15 protein-coding genes and 1 tRNA gene are annotated in these 20229 nt (G+C 43.5%); 1 reads left to right on the top strand and 15 read right to left on the bottom strand.

All coding sequences use genetic code 11. The annotated features are described in order from the left end of the window. Positions 1-27: 27 nt before the first annotated feature. Genes HMPREF9625_RS08215 through HMPREF9625_RS08205 form a run of 3 tightly spaced genes read right to left on the bottom strand, consistent with a single transcriptional unit; the run spans position 28 to position 3270 of the window. Positions 28-285 carry a hypothetical protein gene (locus HMPREF9625_RS08215; RefSeq protein ID WP_009534228.1) on the bottom strand — a complete coding sequence of 86 codons (258 nt, stop codon included), beginning with the start codon at positions 283-285 and terminating at the stop codon, positions 28-30. Further along, positions 285-2879 carry a DNA polymerase I gene (polA, locus tag HMPREF9625_RS08210; RefSeq protein WP_009534227.1) on the bottom strand — a complete coding sequence of 865 codons (2595 nt, stop codon included), beginning with the start codon at positions 2877-2879 and terminating at the stop codon, positions 285-287. Before polA ends, HMPREF9625_RS08215 begins: the two co-directional genes overlap by 1 nt. Positions 2880-2928: 49 nt before the next feature. Beyond that, complete coding sequence (locus tag HMPREF9625_RS08205; RefSeq protein WP_009534226.1) at positions 2929-3270, bottom strand: anti-sigma factor; 342 nt, start codon at positions 3268-3270, stop codon at positions 2929-2931. Positions 3271-3381: 111 nt separating this feature from the next. Here HMPREF9625_RS08205 and HMPREF9625_RS08200 point away from each other — a divergent pair. Continuing rightward, positions 3382-3460 (top strand) — tRNA-Leu (locus tag HMPREF9625_RS08200). 106 nt (positions 3461-3566) lie between these two features. On the opposite strand, the gene upp is transcribed toward HMPREF9625_RS08200, so the two are convergent. From upp to HMPREF9625_RS08140, 12 genes are all read right to left on the bottom strand, one after another. Beyond that, the gene (gene upp / locus HMPREF9625_RS08195; RefSeq protein WP_009534225.1) at positions 3567-4208 is read right to left on the bottom strand and encodes a uracil phosphoribosyltransferase; all 642 of its coding nucleotides are present in this window, start codon (positions 4206-4208) and stop codon (positions 3567-3569) included. Between the two features lie 4 nt (positions 4209-4212). Then, positions 4213-4890, bottom strand: coding sequence for an LbetaH domain-containing protein (locus HMPREF9625_RS08190; protein WP_009534224.1), 678 nt, complete (start codon positions 4888-4890; stop codon positions 4213-4215). A gap of 18 nt (positions 4891-4908) precedes the next feature. After that, positions 4909-6858: a DNA topoisomerase gene (locus tag HMPREF9625_RS08185; protein WP_009534223.1), complete on the bottom strand. Its 1950-nt coding sequence runs from the start codon at positions 6856-6858 to the stop codon at positions 4909-4911. Between the two features lies 1 nt (position 6859). Continuing rightward, a complete protein-coding gene (locus tag HMPREF9625_RS08180) occupies positions 6860-7909 on the bottom strand; it encodes an aldose epimerase family protein (protein ID WP_009534222.1) in 1050 nt (349 codons plus the stop codon). Positions 7910-8033: 124 nt separating this feature from the next. Next, a complete protein-coding gene (gene asd / locus HMPREF9625_RS08175) occupies positions 8034-9113 on the bottom strand; it encodes an aspartate-semialdehyde dehydrogenase (RefSeq protein WP_009534221.1) in 1080 nt (359 codons plus the stop codon). A gap of 153 nt (positions 9114-9266) precedes the next feature. Then, positions 9267-11501, bottom strand: a complete 2235-nt coding sequence (locus HMPREF9625_RS08170) for a DNA gyrase subunit A (RefSeq protein WP_009534220.1) — start codon at positions 11499-11501, stop codon at positions 9267-9269. 15 nt (positions 11502-11516) lie between these two features. Further along, a complete protein-coding gene (locus HMPREF9625_RS08165) occupies positions 11517-13445 on the bottom strand; it encodes a DNA gyrase/topoisomerase IV subunit B (protein WP_009534219.1) in 1929 nt (642 codons plus the stop codon). 398 nt (positions 13446-13843) lie between these two features. Then, entirely contained in the window at positions 13844-15376 is a 1533-nt protein-coding gene (locus HMPREF9625_RS08160) for a UDP-glucose--hexose-1-phosphate uridylyltransferase (RefSeq protein ID WP_009534218.1), read from the bottom strand. Between the two features lie 236 nt (positions 15377-15612). Beyond that, complete coding sequence (gene galE / locus HMPREF9625_RS08155) at positions 15613-16632, bottom strand: UDP-glucose 4-epimerase GalE (RefSeq protein ID WP_009534217.1); 1020 nt, start codon at positions 16630-16632, stop codon at positions 15613-15615. Between the two features lie 134 nt (positions 16633-16766). Beyond that, positions 16767-17945: a galactokinase gene (locus tag HMPREF9625_RS08150; protein ID WP_009534216.1), complete on the bottom strand. Its 1179-nt coding sequence runs from the start codon at positions 17943-17945 to the stop codon at positions 16767-16769. Positions 17946-18113: 168 nt separating this feature from the next. Next, positions 18114-18746: a sce7726 family protein gene (locus HMPREF9625_RS08145; RefSeq protein ID WP_009534215.1), complete on the bottom strand. Its 633-nt coding sequence runs from the start codon at positions 18744-18746 to the stop codon at positions 18114-18116. A gap of 18 nt (positions 18747-18764) precedes the next feature. Next, complete coding sequence (locus HMPREF9625_RS08140) at positions 18765-20210, bottom strand: SGNH/GDSL hydrolase family protein (protein WP_009534214.1); 1446 nt, start codon at positions 20208-20210, stop codon at positions 18765-18767. Positions 20211-20229 lie beyond the last annotated feature (19 nt).

The following is a 20229-nucleotide window of genomic DNA, read 5'->3' as shown; positions in this document are numbered from 1 at the left end:
TTTAGTACAGCAAAACAAAAAGCATTCCTACTCATTTCCTAAACTGCTCAGATACAGGCGAATCTCCTCCAAGCCTTTTTCGGAAAAAGGAAAACTTTTCTTTTCCTTCTCTTCCTCCGGCGTATGAGAAAAGGCATAGGGCTCCGGCCAGGTATAGACTAGGAGGGATTTTTCCTCACCTTCTTCCTGTTTTTCAATACGATAGCGTATCCCCTGAAAGGACCCCGTATAGGGAGATTTTTGTAAAAAACTTAAGGGAAGAAGGTCCTTCTTATTTATTTCCATTAGTGCGCTTCCTCCCAGTTATTCCCGGTCTTCGCTTCCACAAGGAAGGGAACCGGAAGAGTCAAGGCATTTTCCATGGAGGAAACCAGAATTTCTCTTACCTCTTCAAGCTCTTCCTTCGGCACCTCCAAAAGAAGCTCATCGTGAACCTGCAAGACAATTCTGCTCCTAAGCTCGTTCCTTTTAAGTTTTTCATAAACTGCATTCATGGCTACCTTCATCATATCCGCAGCCGTACCCTGAATCGGAGAATTCATAGCTACACGTTCACTAAAGCTTCTTCGCATAAAGTTGGAAGCATGAATCTCGGGGATAGGACGGCGTCTTCCGAAGACCGTCTTCACATATCCGTTTTCTCTCGCAAAAGCAATTTCCGAATCCAAATACTCTTTTACCTTCGGATAAGTCGTAAAATAGCGTTCTATATATTCCTTCGCATCGGCTCGCCCTATACTTAGGCCCTCAGAAAGCCCAAAAGCGGAAATACCGTAGACAATGCCGAAGTTAACCGCCTTTGCGTTTCTTCTTAATTCATCCGTTACTTCATCGAGCGGTACATGGAAAACCTGGGAAGCGGTAACTTTATGAATATCTCTATCCATACGATAAGCTTCAATCAGTTTTTCGTCCTTGGAAAGCGCAGCCAAGATACGAAGTTCAATCTGGGAGTAATCCGCATCCAAAAATACGCAGCCCTCCTTGGGAATAAATACGGAGCGGAAATGTCTTCCCATTTCGGTTCGGATCGGAATATTCTGTAAGTTCGGATCCGTTGAGGAAAGTCTTCCTGTTGCCGTAACCGTCTGTTGGAATACACCGTGTATACGGGAGTCTTCCCCGATATAGTTCAGTAAGCCCTCCGCATAGGTGGAATTCAGCTTCGCATAAGTACGGTATTCCATCACCTTCGCCACTATCGGATAGTCCTCCGAAAGTTTTTCCAGTACGTCCACAGCAGTGGAATAGCCCGTCTTCGTCTTCTTTCCTCCCGCTATTCCCATTTTTTCAAACAAAATCACACCGAGCTGCTGAGGGGAGTTGATGTTAAACGCTTCTCCCGCCATGGCATATATATCCTTCTGCAGCTCGTCAAGCTTTTCCTTTAAAACCTTTCCATAAGATAGAAGCTCTTCCTTATCCACCAAAATACCGGTCTTTTCCATAGAATAAAGCGTTCTTGCAAGCGGTAGTTCAATCTTCTCATAGAGATCCCACTGCCCCTCTTCCTTTAATTTAGAGAAAATGGCATCTCTAGCTTTTAACGCGATGAGCGCCTGATAAATTCCCTCTTCCCGACTGTCTTTCAGTTCTTTTTTTCCGGGTAAAATAAGGGAAAGATAATCCCTTGCCAGATCGTCATAAAAATAAGATTCTTTCAGAGGATTCAAAAGATAGGCGGCAATCGCTAAATCATAAACCTCTCCTTCCGTGAATATCTCATGGAGGTGCATCTCTTTCTTACTTTCCAAAGTATAAATCTTGCAAGCTTTAAAAAGCTCCGGAAGCTTTTCTTCCGCAATGCCAAGAGGAACTCGGTAAAGACGCTCATCGGAAAGCGCAAGATAAAGAAGCTTCTCTTCTTCCTCTGCTAAAATAAGGCCTATCTCTCCCTGCTTCACGGCATCCTTTACAACAATCTGAAAAAGATAAGGATCCGTAACCTCCTTCCATGGCTTTAACTGAAAAGCAAGACTTTCCTCTGTATATTCCGAAGAAAAACGGGGAATCAGAGAGCGAAACTCCCATTTTTTCACAAGCGAGAGGCTCTTCGCATTCGCATAGTTTTCCAACTTGGCATCCTCGAAGCGAAAAGTTATCGGGGCATCAATACAGATGGTTGCAAGTTCCTTGGATAACTTTGCAAGCTCAAAATGGGTTTTCAAATCCTCTGCCGCCTTCGGCTTTCTGGGCACTTTGAATTCCGGATCATCCGCATGAGAAAGAGCATTTTCAATACTGTGATACTTGGCAATAATCCACGTTGCCGTTTTTTCTCCCATACCGGGAACCCCGGGGATATTGTCGGAACTGTCCCCCATAAGAGCCTTTAAATCAATAAACTCCTTTGGGCTAACGCCCCACTCCGCTTCCACATCCTTCGGGTAGTAGTTGTAAATATTGGTCTCCCCCTTCGCCGTCTTCGGAAGGGAAATCTTGATATGCTCATCGGAAAGTTGTAAAAGGTCTCTGTCACCGGAAACAATGGTGACTTCCTTTCCTTCTCCCTGCATTCTTTTGGCAACCGTTCCCAGGATATCGTCTGCTTCATAGCCTTCCAGCGTTAAAATCGGAACATTCATGGCAGTAAGGAGCTCCTGCAGAATCGGTACCTGCTGCTTTAATTCCTCCGGCATAGATTTTCTCGTTCCTTTATAGTCGGAGAACATCTTATGTCTAAAGGTCGGCACAGGCATATCAAAGGCAATCGCAACGTGATCTGCCTCTTCCAGTTCAATTTCTTTAAATAAAATATTTAAAAATCCAAAAACACCGTTTGTGGGAACCCCCTCTTTATTACTCAAAATGGGAACACCGTAAAAAGCTCTGGATAAAATGCTGTGGCCGTCAATTAATAACAATTTATTCTTGTTCAAAAAAACCTCCTACTCTATCTCTAAAGTACGACCCTTTGATTCGGATATCTTAAGTTAAGTAAACGCCATACTTCGCAATAAAACAAATCAGACTGAAAGTGACAGCCCAAAAAACGAGTGTTTCAGATACAATACGAAAAGCGGAAAAAAAGTGACAATGAAACAAAAAGCGCCCTGCTTCTTCCTGCAGCTCCGCATAAGAGCCATCTATACGCAGCTCCTCTTTGTCATCAAGACTGCGTAATCCATGATAAACCATGTGCGTAATACGCAGTTCCTCTTGACATTCCGGGCAGCTATGAAGATGTTTCAGAAAGTCCTCCACCATTTCCTCTTCCCAGTTTTTTTGCACGAAGTCATAAATATATTTTCTTGCTTCTAAACAGTTCACTCTCTGCTCCTATAATAAAAATAATGGGTAATTCTTATCTGAACTTACAAATCTCTTCTTCAAAACAATGCTTGCAAAAAAAAAATAAATATGCTACTCTTTATAGCGCTTGCCGCTGTGGCGGAATGGCAGACGCACTTGACTCAAAATCAAGCGGGAAACCGTGCCGGTTCAAGTCCGGCCAGCGGCATTTTTAAAGAGGAAAGAAGATTCTTTCCTCTTTTTTTTTGATAGGAGCTCCTTAATAAGCGAAACTCCCATCAGGAAAACTTATCATAAAACTCCGTCTGTCATATTTATTTTGTTCCGAAAATTCTGTCCCCTGCATCTCCAAGTCCGGGACAGATATAAGCATTAGCATTCAATTCTCTGTCTAAGTTTCCGACATAAATCTGTACATCCGGATGCTCTTCATGAAGCTTCTTTACCCCTTCCGGAGCAGCAATGATACATACAAACTTTATCTTCTTGCCGCCATGCTTCTTTATTAGGTTAATGGCATCCACACCGGAACCGCCTGTTGCAAGCATCGGATCACAAACCACAATAATTCTTTCTTCAATCGGGCTGGGAAGCTTGCAAAAGTATTCTACAGGCTTATGCGTCGTTTCATCTCTGTAAAGACCGATATGTCCGATTTTTGCAGAAGGCACCAAGGCTGTCAGTCCGGACACCATACCAAGGCCTGCACGGAGAATAGGAACAATAGCGAGCTTTCTTCCGGCAATCACATAGGTATCTGCCGTTTCAATAGGAGTCTCCACCGGAACCTTGGTCATGGGAAGATCCGACAGTGCCACAAAACCCATCAGCATAGCGATTTCTTCTACAAGCTGGCGAAATTCATTGGTCCCTGTCGTCTTATCTCTTAAAATTGAGATTTTATGGGTGATCAAGGGGTGGTCTAAAATAAATACATTCTCTCCAAATTCGTTCATAGTCCTATTCCTTTCCTCTCTTCTTCACAATCGTGCTCTTATCCTTATAGATTGAATCACCGGGTATTATACCCCTAACAGCGGACAATGGATAGATATTCGTATGGGAAAATATAATTGTTCCCGGATTTAATACACTTTGACAGCCTACCTCCACATGGTCGGAAAGAATAGCCCCGAACTTCTTAAGTCCTGTCTCGATTTCTCCATCTTCGAAATGGATTTTGAGAAGAGTCTTATCCGACTTTACATTGGAAGTTAAGGCTCCTGCCCCAAGGTGGGAGTATTCCCCCAGAATAGAATCTCCAACATAGTTATAGTGTGGAGTCTGCACATGGGGAAAGAGTACCGCATTTTTAAATTCACAACTGTTTCCAAGTACGGAACCGGCTCCCGCAAAAACATTTTCTCGTAAAAAAGCTCCCGGTCTTAGCTCACAATCTTCCATAATGATGATATTTTCCCCCAGATAGATATTGGGGAAAATTTTTACCGTTTTATGGATAAATACTCCCGGCTTTACCTCATTATAGTCATCTGACAGACTTTCTTGTATAGCTTTAATCCAAGCTTTAATCTTTGGAAGAGCTTCCCAAGGATAAAGTGTATCCTGTAACAAGTTGTCATAAGGTGCTTTCAGCTCAGGAAAGAGCTTCTTTGTTGTACAAGCTTCTTTTTTCATGGTGTCCTTTCTACTCATTTAAGATGATTTCACCTTTTCCGTGTTTTTCCGTACAAAATCTTCCAGCTTCTTCATATACTCCTTCTCTTCTATCGTCCCTTCTTCCACATAAGAAAGACCTTTTTCCCAAGAAGCGGTAAGGGTTGGATTTAAAAGCGAGGGAATAGAGTTCCAAAGAATCTGCACAATTTTCTCTCCTAAAAGGCTCGGAGAAAGCTGCTGATTCTTCTTATCCAAACGGATATATTCATTCTTTTCCAGCTTGGTAAGAATCCCGGCACGTGTTGCGGAAGTTCCAATCCCGGATCCCTTAATCTGTTCTCTAAGAGACTCATCCTCTATCAGTTTTCCCGCATTTTCCATGGCCAGAATCATCGTTCCTGAAGTATAGCGTTTCGGAGGAGAGGTTTCTCCCTCCTTTAAGGCGGTATTCATAAGATAAACTTTGGAACCTTTTTTTAAGCCGGAAAGGCCGGAGAGGCCGCTTACTCGGTTCTCTTCATCCTCCTCATTCTCCGAATTCCCTTCCTTTTCTTCCTTCTCTATGCTTTTTTCATAGAGCTGAAGATAACCTGGCTTTTCAAGTTGCTTCTCACTCGCGAAAAACTCTTCCTCTAAAACAGTAATAGAAAGATTGTATTTTTTATATTCTGCGGAAGGATAGAAAATAGAGAGAAAGCGACGGACAATAAAATCAAAGACCTTTTTTTGAAGCGTTCCCAGACTATTGTACTGGGTTCTTCCTTGCCCCGTAGGAATAATGGCATAGTGATCGGTGATTTTTTTGTCGTCGCAGTACTTCGTCTTAGCGATACCGCTGTAGCTTTTTCGCTCCAGAATCTCCTTTGTAAAGGGAAAGTACTGCGGAAAGGCAGAAAGACCGCGGATATTTTTCTCAATTTCCTTGGAAACCGCTGTAGAAAGCACCCTGGCATCCGTTCTCGGATAGGTGCACAGCTTCTTTTCATAAAGCTCCTGCACAAGCTTTAAGGTATCATCGGGACTGATTTTTAAAATCTTGGCACATTCGTTTTGCAGTTCCGCAAGGTTAAAAAGAAGCGGAGGATTTTTGACTTCTTTCTTTTTTTCTAAGCTCGTAATGATGCCTTCCCTTGGATAAGGTTGAAAGATTTCCTGAAATGTCTTCGCTTTTTCTTCCTGTAAAAAGCCCATATTCTTATATAAGTCGGACTCTCTATAGTGTTTACTCTCTTCCTTTCCTCGAAATTCACAGGAAAGAGCTGTATTTTTCCCGTCCAAACTGAAATCTCCGAGAACCTTCCAAAAGCTCGTCTTTTGAAAGGCGCGAATCTCCATTTCCCGCTGTACAATCATGGCTAAAACGCAGCTCATCACTCTTCCCACTGCAATAACGGTAGATTTTTCCTTTCCAAGGGCTCTCGCAAGCTCTCTTCCGTAGCGAAGGGTCAAAACACGGGAAAAATTAATTCCCATAAGATAGTCTTCCTTTGCTCTAAGATAAGCAGCCGTTCCCAGCTTGTCATAGGCCGTCTTTGTCTTCGCCTCTCGAATACCTCGAAGAATTTCTTCCTTGGTTTGGGAGTCAATCCATACTCGTTTTTCTTCCGCACGAATCTCCGGACATTGGGAAGCAACAAGGCGATAAATATACTCTCCTTCTCTTCCCGAGTCAGTACAGATATAGATGGTTTCCAAGTCCTTCCTCTGTAAAAGGGTGGAAACCACGGAAAATTGCTCTCTCACGGAGGGGATCACTTCATAGCGATACTCTTTCGGAATAAAGGGAAGGGATTCCATCTTCCACTTCTTCAGTTCCTCATCGTATTTTTCCGGATAACTCATACTGATGAGATGCCCTACACACCAGGTAAAGATATAATCCTGATTTTCCAAATAGCCGCGGTTCCCCCCTCCTGTTCCCACTCCAAGAGCTTCCGCAAACTGCTTGGCAACAGAAGGCTTCTCCGCAATAAATAATTTTTTCATTTTAAATCAATCTTCTAAAGAAACGGTAGACCGTTTCCGACTTATACACGACTCCCGCCTTCACAATCGGAGAAGGGAAATTCGGATTATTTACCGCATCGGGGTAGAACTGCGTTTCCAAGCAAAAACCGCTATGCTTTCCATAGTCGCATCCGCCCTTTCCAAGGCCTTCTGCAGACATAAAGTTTCCGGTATAAAACTGAATTCCCGGGCAGTCCGTCTTCACCTCCATGGCAATGCCGGATTTCTTACAGAAAACCTCCGCTGCGCAGCGGAGTGTTCCGTCGTAGTCTCTTATACAGAAATTATGGTCATACCCCCCTACTTCCTTTAAATCTTCCTTTAGACGCTTCTGATCCAGCATCGCTTTCTCCGTCCTAAAGTCAAAGACAGTGCCTTCCACGTTACGAATCTCTCCCGTAGGAATTAAGTGAGAATCGGAAGGAGTGTAGCTGTCCGCATGAAGGCGAATTTCATGCTCAGAAAGAGAACCGAAATCATGTCCCATCAGGTTAAAATAGGCATGGTTTGTAAAATTCATCACCGTATCCTTGTTGGAAAGCCCCTTGTAACGAATCTTCACTTCATTATCATCCGTCAAAGTGTAACGCACGGAAAAATCCAAGTCTCCCGGAAATCCCTGATCCATGTCCTTTGAGAACAAGGAAAGCGTCAGAGTATTGTCCCCTTCGTCCTTTACTGTAAAAAGTCGTCTTCCATAATAGTCAGGTCCGGAATGGCAGTTGCTGTACTGCGCATCATTTAAGAAAAGCTGATAAGGCTTATTATTCAGGCTGAACTTTCCTCCGGCGATACGATTGCTGTTTCGTCCAACCACTTCTCCCATGTGTCCGGGATTTTCCATGATATCTTCCCAGTTTTCCACAGAAAGCAGGAGATCCAGTTCCTTTCCGCTACGATTCGGGAAAAGGAGGGAAAGCCAAACTCCGCCAAGGTCAGTAAAACTTGCCTTTACTCCGTTTTTGTTTTCCATCGTAAAAAGATGAACCTCTCTCCCATCCACAAAATGTCCTAATTTTTGAACCTTCATGCGCTCCTCCTTCTGTCTTTCCTGAATTTTTTGAACATTTCCTGAAATCACAGTATAAAAAAAGGATGAAAGAAAAGAAAATCCACTTTGCCTTGTCTTTTTCTTTCCTTGCATCCTCCTGTCTTTACTTTTTAATATAACCGAGCTCCACCAGCATCTCCGCAGAAAGCACACCGCCTCCTGCAGCACCTCTTAAAGTATTATGGCTAAGACCGACAAACTTATAGTCGAAAAGATGATCCTCTCTTAATCGACCAATGGATATGCCCATGCCCTTTTCAAAATTTACATCTTCCAAAACGGAAGGACGATTATCCTCCTCTAAATACTGAATAAACTGCTTCGGTGCGGAGGGCAAGTTTCTCTCCTGCGGAAGTCCCTTATAGTTTCTGAGTGCGGAAATCAACTCTTCCCTCGTCGGCTTCTTTCTAAAGGAAACGGAAACGGTAGCCGTATGACCGTTTAAAACGGGAACTCGAATACACTGCGCACTGATAACAAGGTCCTCTTTCAAAGCAATGCCCTTCTCTGTAAGGGTTCCAAGAACACGCAAGGGCTCCTTCTCGGACTTTTCTTCCTCTCCGCCGATATAGGGAATGATATTTCCCACCATCTCCGGCCAGGTCTCAAAGTTCTTTCCCGCTCCGGAAATCGCCTGATAGGTTGAAATCACAGCCTGATACGGCTCAAATTCCTTCCATGCGGCGAATGCAGGAGTATAAGACTGAATGGAACAGTTCGGCTTAACGGCAATAAAGCCCTTCTTAGTACCCAAGCGCTTCCGCTGTCTTTCTATGATTTCGTAATGCTCAGGGTTAATCTCCGGTACAACCATGGGAACATCTTCCGTCCAGCGGTGTGCAGAGTTGTTGGAAACCACCGGAAGTTCGGCCTTCGCATAGGCTTCCTCGATGGCCAATATCTCCTCCTTCTTCATATCCACTGCGGAGAATACGAAATCGAGACCTTCCTTAACTGACTCAATATCGGAAACATCCTTTACAACCATCTTCTTGACAGACTCGGGCATAGGGATATCCAACTTCCACTTATCTCCTACCGCCTCCTCATAGGTCTTTCCCTTGGAGCGGGGAGAAGCCGCAAGGCAAGTTAACTCAAACCAAGGATGGTTCTCCAAAAGTGTAGCAAATCTCTGCCCCACCATTCCGGTTGCTCCTAATATTCCTACTTTCAATTTTTCCATTTTATCCCTCTTTCTATACTTCTCATTGTCTTATTGCTTGTCATGCGCCGTCAAATTCCTTCGTAACACAAGACATATTTATTGTATACAAATTGTTTTCAATTTATACAATCTTTCTCATTGTACCATGCTCCCTCTAAAGAGAAAATCCTTTTAGCTGTGTTTTGCTCCTTTTCCTCCGCGCTTTGCGAGCTTTAGCCTAGACAAAGACAGATTTTTTCCGGAGAGCTTAAGCTCCGTCTGTTCGGAAAGAAGGTATACCGACTTTACGCCGTCTCCCTTCTTCAGGCTCATGGCACAAACGCCTCTTGCGGTCTTTTTCTGTACAGGAAGCTCTTCTACAGGGAATCGCAGAAAGAAGGAATCCTCCGACTCCAAAACCAGTTGTTCCTCCGCCTTTACAGGAAGAACAGCTACCAAGCTGTCGTCCACGAGCTTTGTTGCCTGCACTAAGCGGTTTTGGGTATCGAATTCTACTCCCTCTACCCGCTTACCATAGCCGTTTCTGCTCACGAAAAGTAAGGTCTCCTGCAAAAGCTCCATCTTCGCAAAGATGGAAAGCACAACTTCCTTATCCGAGGAGAATTTACTGAGATTATCCAAGGGGATACCCTTATCCTTAAATTTCGCCAAGGGATAGTCTAAGACCTTCACCTGGTGGAGATTTCCCTCACTTGTGAAGAAGAGTAGTCTATCCGTATTCTTGCAGGAAAGAACAAAGGGATAGTCCGCCTCTATGCTTTCCTTATTTCTCTGGTAAACCTGCGGCTCCAAAAGCTTTCCATAGCCGAAACGATCCTGCACGAAGAAAAGATCCATTTCTTCAATGGCATTTTCATCATATACGGCTTCTTCCGCGTTCCGAATCTCCGTCCTTCTCTTTCTTCCAAACTCTTCCCGGATAGCAAGGAGTTCTTCTTCAAGGTGCTTATACAATACTTCCTTGGAAGACACAATTGCCTTATAATTCTTAATATTCTTTAAGGTCTCTCTATAAGACTTTTGCAGAGACAAAATCTCAAGACCGATGAGCTTGGAAAGCCGCATATCGAGAATGGCCTGCGCCTGCACCTCGGTAAAGGAAAAGCTCTCAATGTCCTTTAGGAAAATGAGATCCCTATCCTTTAATTGCAGAACCGAACTGTCCCCCTGCATCAGGGCGATCTTCGCTTCCTTTTGGCTCTTTGCACCGCGAAGAAGGGCAATAATGGCATCAATCACATCCACCGCCTTAATCAGTCCTTCTTCTATTTCCTTTTTCTTCTCTTCCTTTTCCAGAAGCTTTCCGAACTTGGAATGAATACGCTCCTCTTGGAAGGAGAGATACTCTTCCAAGACACGCTTTAAGGAAAGGGTTTCCGGCCTGCCCTTTGCAATAGCCAGCATATTGACCGGGAAGCTGTCCTCGAGTTTGGTTTTCTTGTAGAGAATATTTTCAATCTTCTCTATGTCCGCATTGCTCTTTAGTTCAAGAACGATACGAATCCCCTGTTCTCCGGACTGGTTCGATATATCGGTAATATCCGTAATCTTTTTGTCATCGCAAAGACCTGCGACATCCTGCATAAACTTACTGATTCCGGCACCTACCATAGTATAGGGAATTTCTGTAATGACTAGCTTATCTCTATCGTTTTTCCCCTGCTTTTTCTCGAAAACGAGCTTTCCGCGCAAGCGAAGCTTTCCCTGTCCCGTAGCGTAAATCTCCGCTAAATCATCTTTATTGGCAACCATTCCTCCCGTAGGAAAGTCCGGTCCCGGCATGATGCGAAGCATATCTTCCAAGCTCATTGCACTATTCTTCATATAGGCAAGAATGAGGTTAATGAGCTCCGTCAAATTGTGAGAAGGGGTAGAGGTGGTCATGCCTACCGCAATCCCCTCCGAGCCGTTTAAAAGAAAATATGGAATCTTTGCCGGAAGTATCTCCGGCTCCATCAGCTTCCCGTCATAGTTTGGCTGAAAAGGCACGGAAAGGCTCAAGTCTTCCAGCATGGCTTTTTCGGTAAAGGCTTCGAGCCTTGCCTCGGTATATCGCGGCGCCGCAGCGGAATCTCCCTCTATGGAACCGAAATTTCCCTGTCCTTCGATAAGCGCCTGCATACGCTTAAAGTCCTGCGCCATTACCACTAAGGTCTCATAAATAGAGCTGTCCCCGTGCGGATGATATTTACCCATGGTATCCCCGCAGATTCTAGCGGACTTTAAAGTCGGACGATCATGGAAGACACGGAGTTCCCCCATATCGAAAAGTACTCTTCTTTGCACCGGCTTTAAGCCGTCCCGAATATCCGGAACGGCTCTGCTCGTTATAACGCTCATGGAATAGTCTAAGTAAGACTTCTGCATCTCCTCGGAATATTCCGTGCTTAAGATTTGTTCTGCCATATTTTATCCCTTATTCTATGTATCGATTTCCGCTTCTCTTGCATGCGTAAATATAAATTCTCTTCGTGGTGCAACTTCTACTCCCATTAGCATGGTCGTAACCTGAGAGGCGAGCTTTGCATCCTCGATCTCTACTCTCTTTAATACACGGTTTTCCGGATTTAAGGTTGTGTCCCAAAGCTCCTTCGGATTCATTTCTCCCAGTCCCTTAAAACGCTTTAGATCATAGCCTTCCGTACCGTGCTTCTTCTGATACTCCGTTAAGGCTCTTTCATCATAGAGGTATTGCGGCTTCTCCGTCTTTTTAGAAGGGTTCACAAGGTAAAGTGGCGGCATGGAAACATAGATATGCCCTTCCTGAATAAGCTCCGGCATAAAGCGGTAGAAAAAGGTCAAAAGCAGAGTATCAATATGACTGCCGTCCACATCGGCATCCGTCATCAGAATGATTTTATGGTATCGAAGCTTTGTAATATCAAAGTCATTGCCGTACCCTTCAGAAAAACCGCAGCCGAAGGCATTGATCATGGTTTTAATTTCCGCATTGGCAAGAACCTTATCCATGGAAGCCTTCTCCACATTTAAGATCTTGCCTCGTAGGGGAAGAATAGCCTGTGTATGACGGTTTCGAGAAGTCTTTGCAGAGCCTCCCGCACTGTCTCCCTCCACGATAAAAATCTCACACTCTTCCGCATTTTTGGAAATGCAGTTTGCAAGTTTTCCGTTCGAGTCAAAGCTGTACTTTGACTTGGAAAGAAGGTTGACCTTGGCTCTTTCCTCCTGTTTTCTAATTTTGGCCGACTTCTCTGCGCAAGTGAGGATTGCCTTCACGATTTCCACATTTCGGTCAAAAAAACGCTCGAGCTCCTCTCCTACAATCTGGGAAACCTCTTTCGCCGCCTCTAAAGAAGCAAGCTTCGTCTTCGTCTGTCCTTCAAAAACAGGCTCCGGGTATTTCACGGAAAGCACGGCTACCATACCGTTTCTGCTGTCCGCACCGGTAAAGTTCTGGTCTTTCTCTTTTAAAACACCCAGCTGTCTGGCATAGCCGTTCACAAGCTGCATGAACTTCGTCTTAAAACCAACGATATGTGTTCCGCCCTCTACGGTGTAAATCCCGTTACAAAAGCCCAGAATATTTTCCTCAAAGCTGTCCGTAAACTGAAAAGCACATTCGAGCTCGGTCTTCTCACTCTTCCCTTTAAAATAAATCACGGGAGTCACCGTCTTATCGGAATCCTTTACCAGCTCTTCCACAAAGGAAACAATACCGTTTGGCTCGTAATACTCGATTTCTACAGGCTCTTCTCCTCTTTCATCCCTAAAATAGAGATGCAGATTCGGATTTAAGTAAGCCGTCTCATGCAGACGGGATTTTAGCCAATCTTCTTTGAAGCGTGTCTTCTCAAAAATCGTATCGTCCGGAATAAAACAGGTTTCCGTTCCCGTCTCTCTCGTCTTTCCGACTACAGGAAGAAGACCGTCCACAAGCTCTTTCGTGGGTATGCCCCTACTGTATTCATCCTCAAAGATTTTTCCGTCCTGGTAAACCCGAACACGCATATAATTCGATAAAGCATTGACAACGGAAGACCCTACACCATGCAGACCTCCGGAGGTTTTATAGTTGGAATCATCAAACTTTCCGCCAGCATGCAGGGTAGTCATGACAATTCTTTCTGCGGAAATTCCTTTTTTATGGCGGTCTACCGGAATTCCTCTTCCCATATCGCGAACCGTACAGGAGCCGTCTTTTCCCAGTGTGACATAGATTTCCGTTCCATATCCGGCAAGGTGTTCATCCACGGAATTGTCTAGAATTTCGTAAATTAAATGATTTAAGCCCCGACTCCCTATAGAACCGATATACATTCCCGGTCTTCTACGTACAGCCTCTAAGCCCTCCAAAACCGTAATACTGTCTGCATTGTAATTCTTTGCCATCTTGCTCCTTTAACTATCCAAACTGCTTTTATCGTGATTTAAAAAAATGGGATTGCTCCTTAGGAAAATGTAATGAGAAATGGGATAAAAAAATAAAAATGACGTTTTTAGTGCTATGGAGGTCCGTTGAGGGGTAATCTGAGCCCGTGGGTACTTGCGAAAAACAAATAAAATGCTGTTTTTCGCTTAGTATCCCCTACGAAAGGACAAACTTTTCATCAGAAAAGTTGTCCTGTACAAGACCAACTTCTGAAGGAAGTTGCTTTGCGAAGCAAAGTGAGCAATGGGCTACCGAGCCCATGCTCAGTCAGGCGAGGTTAGCGAGAGCGTGCCCCGCGACGGACCTCCATAGCATAGAGAAATTTTTATTTTTCACAGATCCATTTATCATTGCATGTTTAGGAAAGGCTTGCAATAAATCTTCTGAATCCTTCTTTTCCCGCCTCATCTTCCTTAAAGATTCCGGCATCACGAAGTACCTCTAAGAATACCTTTCCTACCTCCGCTCTTAATATTTCCTCTACCGTATCCTTTGTAATATTCTTGTATTTCTTCTTAATATCCAAAGAAAATGCATGATGCTTTCCAAGGATGGGGTCAGAAGAGATGTCCTTATTTTCCAATATCGCTTCTCCAAGATCGGAAAGCTCCGTCCGAAGTCTGGCCGGTAAAACAGCAAGACCCATTACCTCTATAAGGCCGATATTTTCCTTCTTGATATGATGCCACTCCTCATGGGGATGGAAAAGCCCCAAAGGATGCTCTTCCGTAGTTCTGTTGTTTCGAAGCACCAAATCCAGCTCAAAAAGCTCTCCGCGCTTTCTCGCTATCGGGGTAATCGTGTTGTGCGGCGTGTCTCCCGTATGGGAAAGAATGGAAAGGCTTTCATCGCTATAGCTTCGGAATCGATCTAAAATAAAGCTTGCTGCCTCAGCACAGCGTTCCTTATCTTTTCCGTTTAAACGGATAACGGACATCGGCCAGTTGACAATGCCGAAGTGTAAATCAGGAAATTTCTCCAGACTAAACTCCTCGCGTAGTCCCGCCTTCTCCATTGGGAACGAATAGTTTCCTCCCTGAAAATGCTCATGAGAAAGAATGGAACCGCCCACAATCGGAAGGTCTGCATTGGAGCCCAAGAAATAATGTGGAAATTGTTCCACAAAGGAGAAGAGCTTTCCAAAAACCGCAGAATCAATCTTCATCGGCTTATGCTCTTCATGAAAAACAATGCAATGCTCGTTGTAGTATACATAAGGGGAATATTGAAAATAAAAATTTTCTCCTGAAAGCTTTACGGGGATAATTCTGTGATTTTCTCTTGCCGGGAAATCAAGACGCCCGAAATACCCCTCACTTTCCTTGCAAAGCATACAGGCAGGGTAAGAATGAGAAACCGTCTTTCCAAGAAGAGCAATCTTCTTCGGATCCTTCTCCGGTTTACTTAAGTTAATGGTGATGTCCAGCTCTCCGTAAGGGCTTTCCGCCTTATAGCGAATGTCCTTCTTAATGCGATAACGACGAATATAGTCATTATCCTGACTGAACTGATAAAAATATTCGGTAGCCCCCTTCGGAGAACTACTGTATTTCTCAAAAAATCTGTTTCGGATATTGGACGGTCTGTCCGTAAGAACGCCCATAACCCATGTATCAAAAAGATCCTTTGTAATTGTACTGTCGTCTTCCATGATGCCCTTTACCAAGGCATAGTCCAGAATCTCTTTTAGAACTTTCTCCAGATATTCTCCGGATTCCAACTCTTCCTTCTTGATATTTTTTATTTCTTTTTCAATTCTTTCTTCATTGCATGCCTTCGGCTCGAAAGAAAGGAGGCCTGCCAGACTGTTGTAGCAGTAAATCGTATCTTCCTTCTCTATTAAACCGGTATATAGTCCATACGCTAAAAGCTGTTCTAAAACTTCTTCCATTTCTTCTCCTTGCCGGTAAACGTATAGCGCGCTTATGCACGATACTGCTTATAATTGAGATATCGCACGCCTTGAGCGCGATATTCGTTATGCATGAAATACCGCTGTGCAAAAAGCGATGCCTCTATGCATCACATATCTTTCTTTTCCTTTTAATCAACGTTCTTCTACACAAAAAGACGCGACCTTCGCCAAAAGCTTTCCGTGAAGGCCGTCATTCTTTTGCATCCACTAAATTAAGAATTATAGCCGTTCGGATTCCCGGACTGCCAGCGCCATGCATCCCGACACATATCTTCAATGCCTCTTTCCGCACGCCAGTTCAGTTCCTTCTCCGCTTTCTCCGGGCTGGAATAACAAGTTGCGATATCTCCTGCCCTTCTTCCGTCGATGACATAGGGAATCTCTTTTCCGCATGCCTTTTCAAAAGCATGAATAATTTCTAAAACAGAGTATCCGTTTCCTGTTCCAAGGTTACAAACGAAGACACCGTCATTCTTTGCCAATCTCTCTATGGCTTTCACATGGCCCTTCGCAAGGTCAACTACATGGATATAATCGCGGACTCCGGTGCCGTCCTTTGTATCATAGTCATTTCCGTAAACATGCACCTTCTCCAGTGCACCGGAAGCAACCTTTGCCACATAAGGAAGGAGATTGTTCGGAATCCCTTTAGGATCCTCTCCGATTTTTCCCGAAATATGGGCTCCAATCGGATTAAAATAACGAAGTAAAATAACATTCCACTCCGGCTTTGCCTTCTGTAAATCCGATAAAATCTGCTCCTGCATCCACTTCGTCCAGCCATAAGGATTGGTGCAGGTACCCTTCGGACAACTTTCCGTAATGGGAATCTCTGCCGGGTCTCCGTAAACGGTTGCGGAGGAAGAGAAAATGATATTCTTACAACCCGCCTCGTCCATCACTTCCACAAGATTTAAGGTTCCGAGAATATTGTCATGGTAATAGAAAATCGGCTTTGCCACAGATTCTCCCACTGCCTTTAGTCCCGCAAAATGAATCGTTGCGGAAATATCCGGATGCTCCTTAAAAATCTTTCTCAGGGCCTCCTTATCCAGCATATCCGCCTCGTAAAAAGCAAAATCTTTCCCTGTAATTTCCTTAACTCTCTCAATAGCCTTCGGGCTGGAATTATAGAAATTGTCAAAGGCTACTACATCATAGCCACTTTCCAAAAGTTCAATCAGTGTGTGGGACCCGATATAACCGGCTCCTCCGGATACTAAAATCTTCATCTTCTTCTCCTTTTCGGACTTTTTGCATTCTCATACTTTACTTTGATTGGGCAAAGCCTTAAACATATTCTTGACCTTGTCAAGAAAAAGCTTGCTAAGCTTTCAAAATCCCTATTTTTCATCTCTGAAAAAGCCTATAGTTCTCTCGGACCATCCGCAATCTCCGCCTCATAGAAGCTGCAGCGATAACCTATTTTCGGCTCGTATACCTTCTGAAGTTCTTCTTCAAAGTCCTTTATTTTATCGCGCTTTACTAAGGATACGGTACAGCCTCCAAATCCGCCTCCGGTCATACGGGAACCCAAAACATAAGGAAGACTCCAAGCGGTATCACATAGCAAATCAGATTCCTCGCAAGACACTTCATAATCATCTCGAAGAGAGACATGAGAAAGATTCATAAGCCTTCCGAACTCGTGATAATTCCCTTCCTCTAAGGCCTTCTTGGCTGCAATAGTACGGTTATTTTCCAGTACGGCATGCTTTGCTCTCTTACGGATAATCGGATCTTCCAGTTTCTCTTCCAATTGGAAGAATTCTTCGTCCGATAAGTCACCCAAAGTTTTAATCTCTGCAAACTTTTGTAAAATCTTTAAAGCATCCTCGGATTCTCTTCTTCTATCATTGTAAGCGGAACCGATGAGCTTATGCTTCTTGTTTGTATTGGTAATAATCAAGGCATAATCGGTTAAAACAAGCGGTGCATAACTGAATTCCAAAGTCGCCGTATCGAGGAATATGGCGTGGTCTTTCTTTCCCATCGCAGAAGCAAACTGGTCCATAATACCACAGTTCATCCCATTATAATTGTTTTCACTGTACTGACCGATTAAGGCAATCTCCGGGAAACTCACGCTTAAACCGTACATCTCTTTTAAAATACTGCCCATAAGAACTTCCAAGGAAGCGGAAGAAGACAGTCCTGAACCGTTTGGAATATTCCCGTATAAAACCAAGTCCAATCCTGTCGGAAAACTGACTCCTCTTTTTTGAAATGCCCAAATTACCCCCTTTAAATAGCTTGCCCACTGCTTATCCTCTAAAGGCTTATAACTATCTTCATCCGCTGTAATTACTCCGGCACTTTCTACATTCATAGAGTAAAAACGGAAGAGTCCGTCCTGTCTTTTCTTTACACAAGCATAAGTTCCCATGGAAAGGGCACAGGGGAATACATGCCCTCCATTATAGTCGGTATGCTCTCCTATTAAATTCACTCTCCCCGGAGCAAAAAAGAAACGGGCATTTTCGCATTCTCCGAAAAGCTCCCGAAATTTCTCCTTTAATTTTTCTTTAATTTCCAAATCCTTCATCACGCTCTCCTTCTCCGCTTTTGAAAATTTTCTTCCTAACTATACAAAAAAGAAGGACAGAGTGCAATCCTTCCCCTTCGGCTTTCTTTTTCTATTTCTCTCTTCTTTGCTTCACAACTGGCATTATGGCAAAAAGCGGAAGAACTATGATTTTATAAAAAAAGATACTCATTTCTTTCTTCTTAGTACATGGCTTACTAAAAGATTCGGTTTCCGTCTTACTCTCTTCCGTTTTTTCGACTTTCCTACTCCCTCTTCTTCCGGGTATTCCCTTTCCAAAAGCTGTTCGGACATTTCCCGATCCAATACCTCTTCGGAAATTCTCTCTCTTAAATAAGAAAATTGAAACTTTTTAGACTTTTGTTTATATAGCGGATAGGAAAATTTTTCAAGCATGGAAACAAGCTCGTCCTTCCATAGCAGGCTCCCTTTCTTTGCATAATCCCGAAAGGGATTCCGCTCTTCTCTTCTCCAAAAATAAAAATCGGGTTTTCCTTCTATCTCTTCCACCGTAATAATTCCCCAAAAGGGAGGTACATGGTCTTTTGCGCTATGAGCATGTTTGGTCCCTACAACAAGAATATTGTAATCAAAAAAATCATTATAATTTTTTACTTGGGAGGAAAGTCTTCGATAGCTGTCATGATCAGACTTGATTTCTACACCGATAAAAGCGGATTCCGTGATAAGAACACAATCCGCACGTGCTTTCCCTATTACTTTTTCCTCTATTATCCGGCTTTTACCAAAATGTTCTTCCAGGAAGAAAAATAGCTCTTCTCGAATGTCTTCATCATACATTTTCTTCCTCCGACTTCTCTAGTTCGGAACATTATCGTAAATTCCAATGACTTCTTCCGAACTTTCTACCAGTCCTTCTCCACTCTTCTCCGTTTTTTTACCGTCGGAAGAAGATCCACTGTCCGAAGCGGTTCCGGGTTCACCGGTCTTTTCCGGACTTGTCTCTACGGCAGTTTTATCAGCATTGGTGACAGCAGGACTTTCACTGCTCTGAGCAGCAAGCTCTTCTGTCTCGGAAGGGCTGTTTTCTACTTCCGGAAGAGCCAAAGCAACACCGTTCTTTAAGCCCTTTTCAAGGGGAATCGGCGAAAGATAATACAAGCATTTAAAATTATCCTTCTCTTCTTCCGTCTCAAAATTCAAGATTAACTGCCTTCGAATATTGACGTCTCCGGATAAAATACCAAGATAGGAATCCCCTGTCAGTAAATAGTTCCCCTCTAAAATCCCGTCCACATAAAAATTTCCCTTATTTTCTCCTTCATGTAATGCTGAGGAAAGTGCAAAAATACCATGTCTTCCCTTCAAGGAAAGTTTTTCCAAATCCTCTTCCGATAGACTTAATGCTGTCATTCCATAGTCAGACCACATTTCTTTAGGAATGGCAATGCATTCTCTTGTTTCCTCTAAAATGGGATTAATTGGGGTAGCCGTTTTTTCTCCTGCCTTTATCGTTTCCATTGCAGAAAGAATAGAAGAAACGAAGTATTTCTCCTGAAAGGCTTGAAACTGCTCCTTGCTTTCCAAAACGCTTTCCGGATGCTCCTCTTTTGTGGCAAGAACCGCCGCAAGATTCAAAGTATCCAAAGAGTAGTGCTTAGCAATATTATCTAATGCTGTAGCATTTAACCTGCTTTGCCCCTCCGAAAGAAGAGCCTTATAAGAAATGAAAGGAAGCAGAGGAGTATCCGGATACTTTTCCATAAGGGTGCGAAGAAGAAGTTCGTAATAATATGGAAATGTAAAGCTTTCATCGTTTTCCCCGAAGGAAAAGAAAAGTAAATCCGGTTTTGTATTTTCTTCCAATGCTTTATCCGCTTCCTGAAGATAAAGATAGCCGGAAAGCGCTGTAGCACTGCCGGGGAGCTTCGCCTCTTCATAAACTATCTTCCCGCTGTATTCGCTCTCCAGCAGTTCCTTTAATTTACTAAAATAAGCAGAGTCTGCTCGAAGACTTTCATCTCCAAGAAGAAGAATGTGCAATTCTTCTCCTTTTTTTAATTTTGCAAAGACTTCTCCTTCTCTCTCCTCTACTGCGGAAGAAGCCGCAGCCTCATGAATCAGAGCCTTGTTATGCCTGTCTCTTCCCTCTATCACCTGTCTTCCATAGCGATAAACAAAGAGCGCAGCAAGCGCACCTAAGATCAGAGGAAGGAAAGTCAGGAAAATGCCGAGCGGACTTTTCCTTTTCTTACCATAAGACTTCTTCTCTTCCTCATTTTGTATTTCCTGCATCTCCTGCATCCTTACCTCTTCAAATACA

Origin of the sequence: Oribacterium parvum ACB1, assembly GCF_000238055.2 — a bacterium.
Taxonomy (GTDB): Bacteria; Bacillota; Clostridia; order Lachnospirales; family Lachnospiraceae; genus Oribacterium; species Oribacterium parvum.
This window is presented reverse-complemented; position numbering and strand designations above follow the sequence as displayed.

Coding starts and splice junctions, on each gene's coding strand:
- HMPREF9625_RS08160 (WP_009534218.1), bottom strand. CDS start 15,376: ATGGAAGAAGTTTTAGAACAGCTTTTAGCGTATGGACTATATACCGGT.
- HMPREF9625_RS08215 (WP_009534228.1), bottom strand. CDS start 285: ATGGAAATAAATAAGAAGGACCTTCTTCCCTTAAGTTTTTTACAAAAA.
- HMPREF9625_RS08140 (WP_009534214.1), bottom strand. CDS start 20,210: ATGCAGGAGATGCAGGAAATACAAAATGAGGAAGAGAAGAAGTCTTAT.
- HMPREF9625_RS08170 (WP_009534220.1), bottom strand. CDS start 11,501: ATGGCAGAACAAATCTTAAGCACGGAATATTCCGAGGAGATGCAGAAG.
- HMPREF9625_RS08190 (WP_009534224.1), bottom strand. CDS start 4,890: ATGAAAAAAGAAGCTTGTACAACAAAGAAGCTCTTTCCTGAGCTGAAA.
- HMPREF9625_RS08145 (WP_009534215.1), bottom strand. CDS start 18,746: ATGTATGATGAAGACATTCGAGAAGAGCTATTTTTCTTCCTGGAAGAA.
- HMPREF9625_RS08150 (WP_009534216.1), bottom strand. CDS start 17,945: ATGAAGGATTTGGAAATTAAAGAAAAATTAAAGGAGAAATTTCGGGAG.
- asd (WP_009534221.1), bottom strand. CDS start 9,113: ATGGAAAAATTGAAAGTAGGAATATTAGGAGCAACCGGAATGGTGGGG.
- upp (WP_009534225.1), bottom strand. CDS start 4,208: ATGAACGAATTTGGAGAGAATGTATTTATTTTAGACCACCCCTTGATC.
- HMPREF9625_RS08165 (WP_009534219.1), bottom strand. CDS start 13,445: ATGGCAAAGAATTACAATGCAGACAGTATTACGGTTTTGGAGGGCTTA.
- HMPREF9625_RS08180 (WP_009534222.1), bottom strand. CDS start 7,909: ATGAAGGTTCAAAAATTAGGACATTTTGTGGATGGGAGAGAGGTTCAT.
- HMPREF9625_RS08185 (WP_009534223.1), bottom strand. CDS start 6,858: ATGAAAAAATTATTTATTGCGGAGAAGCCTTCTGTTGCCAAGCAGTTT.
- galE (WP_009534217.1), bottom strand. CDS start 16,632: ATGAAGATTTTAGTATCCGGAGGAGCCGGTTATATCGGGTCCCACACA.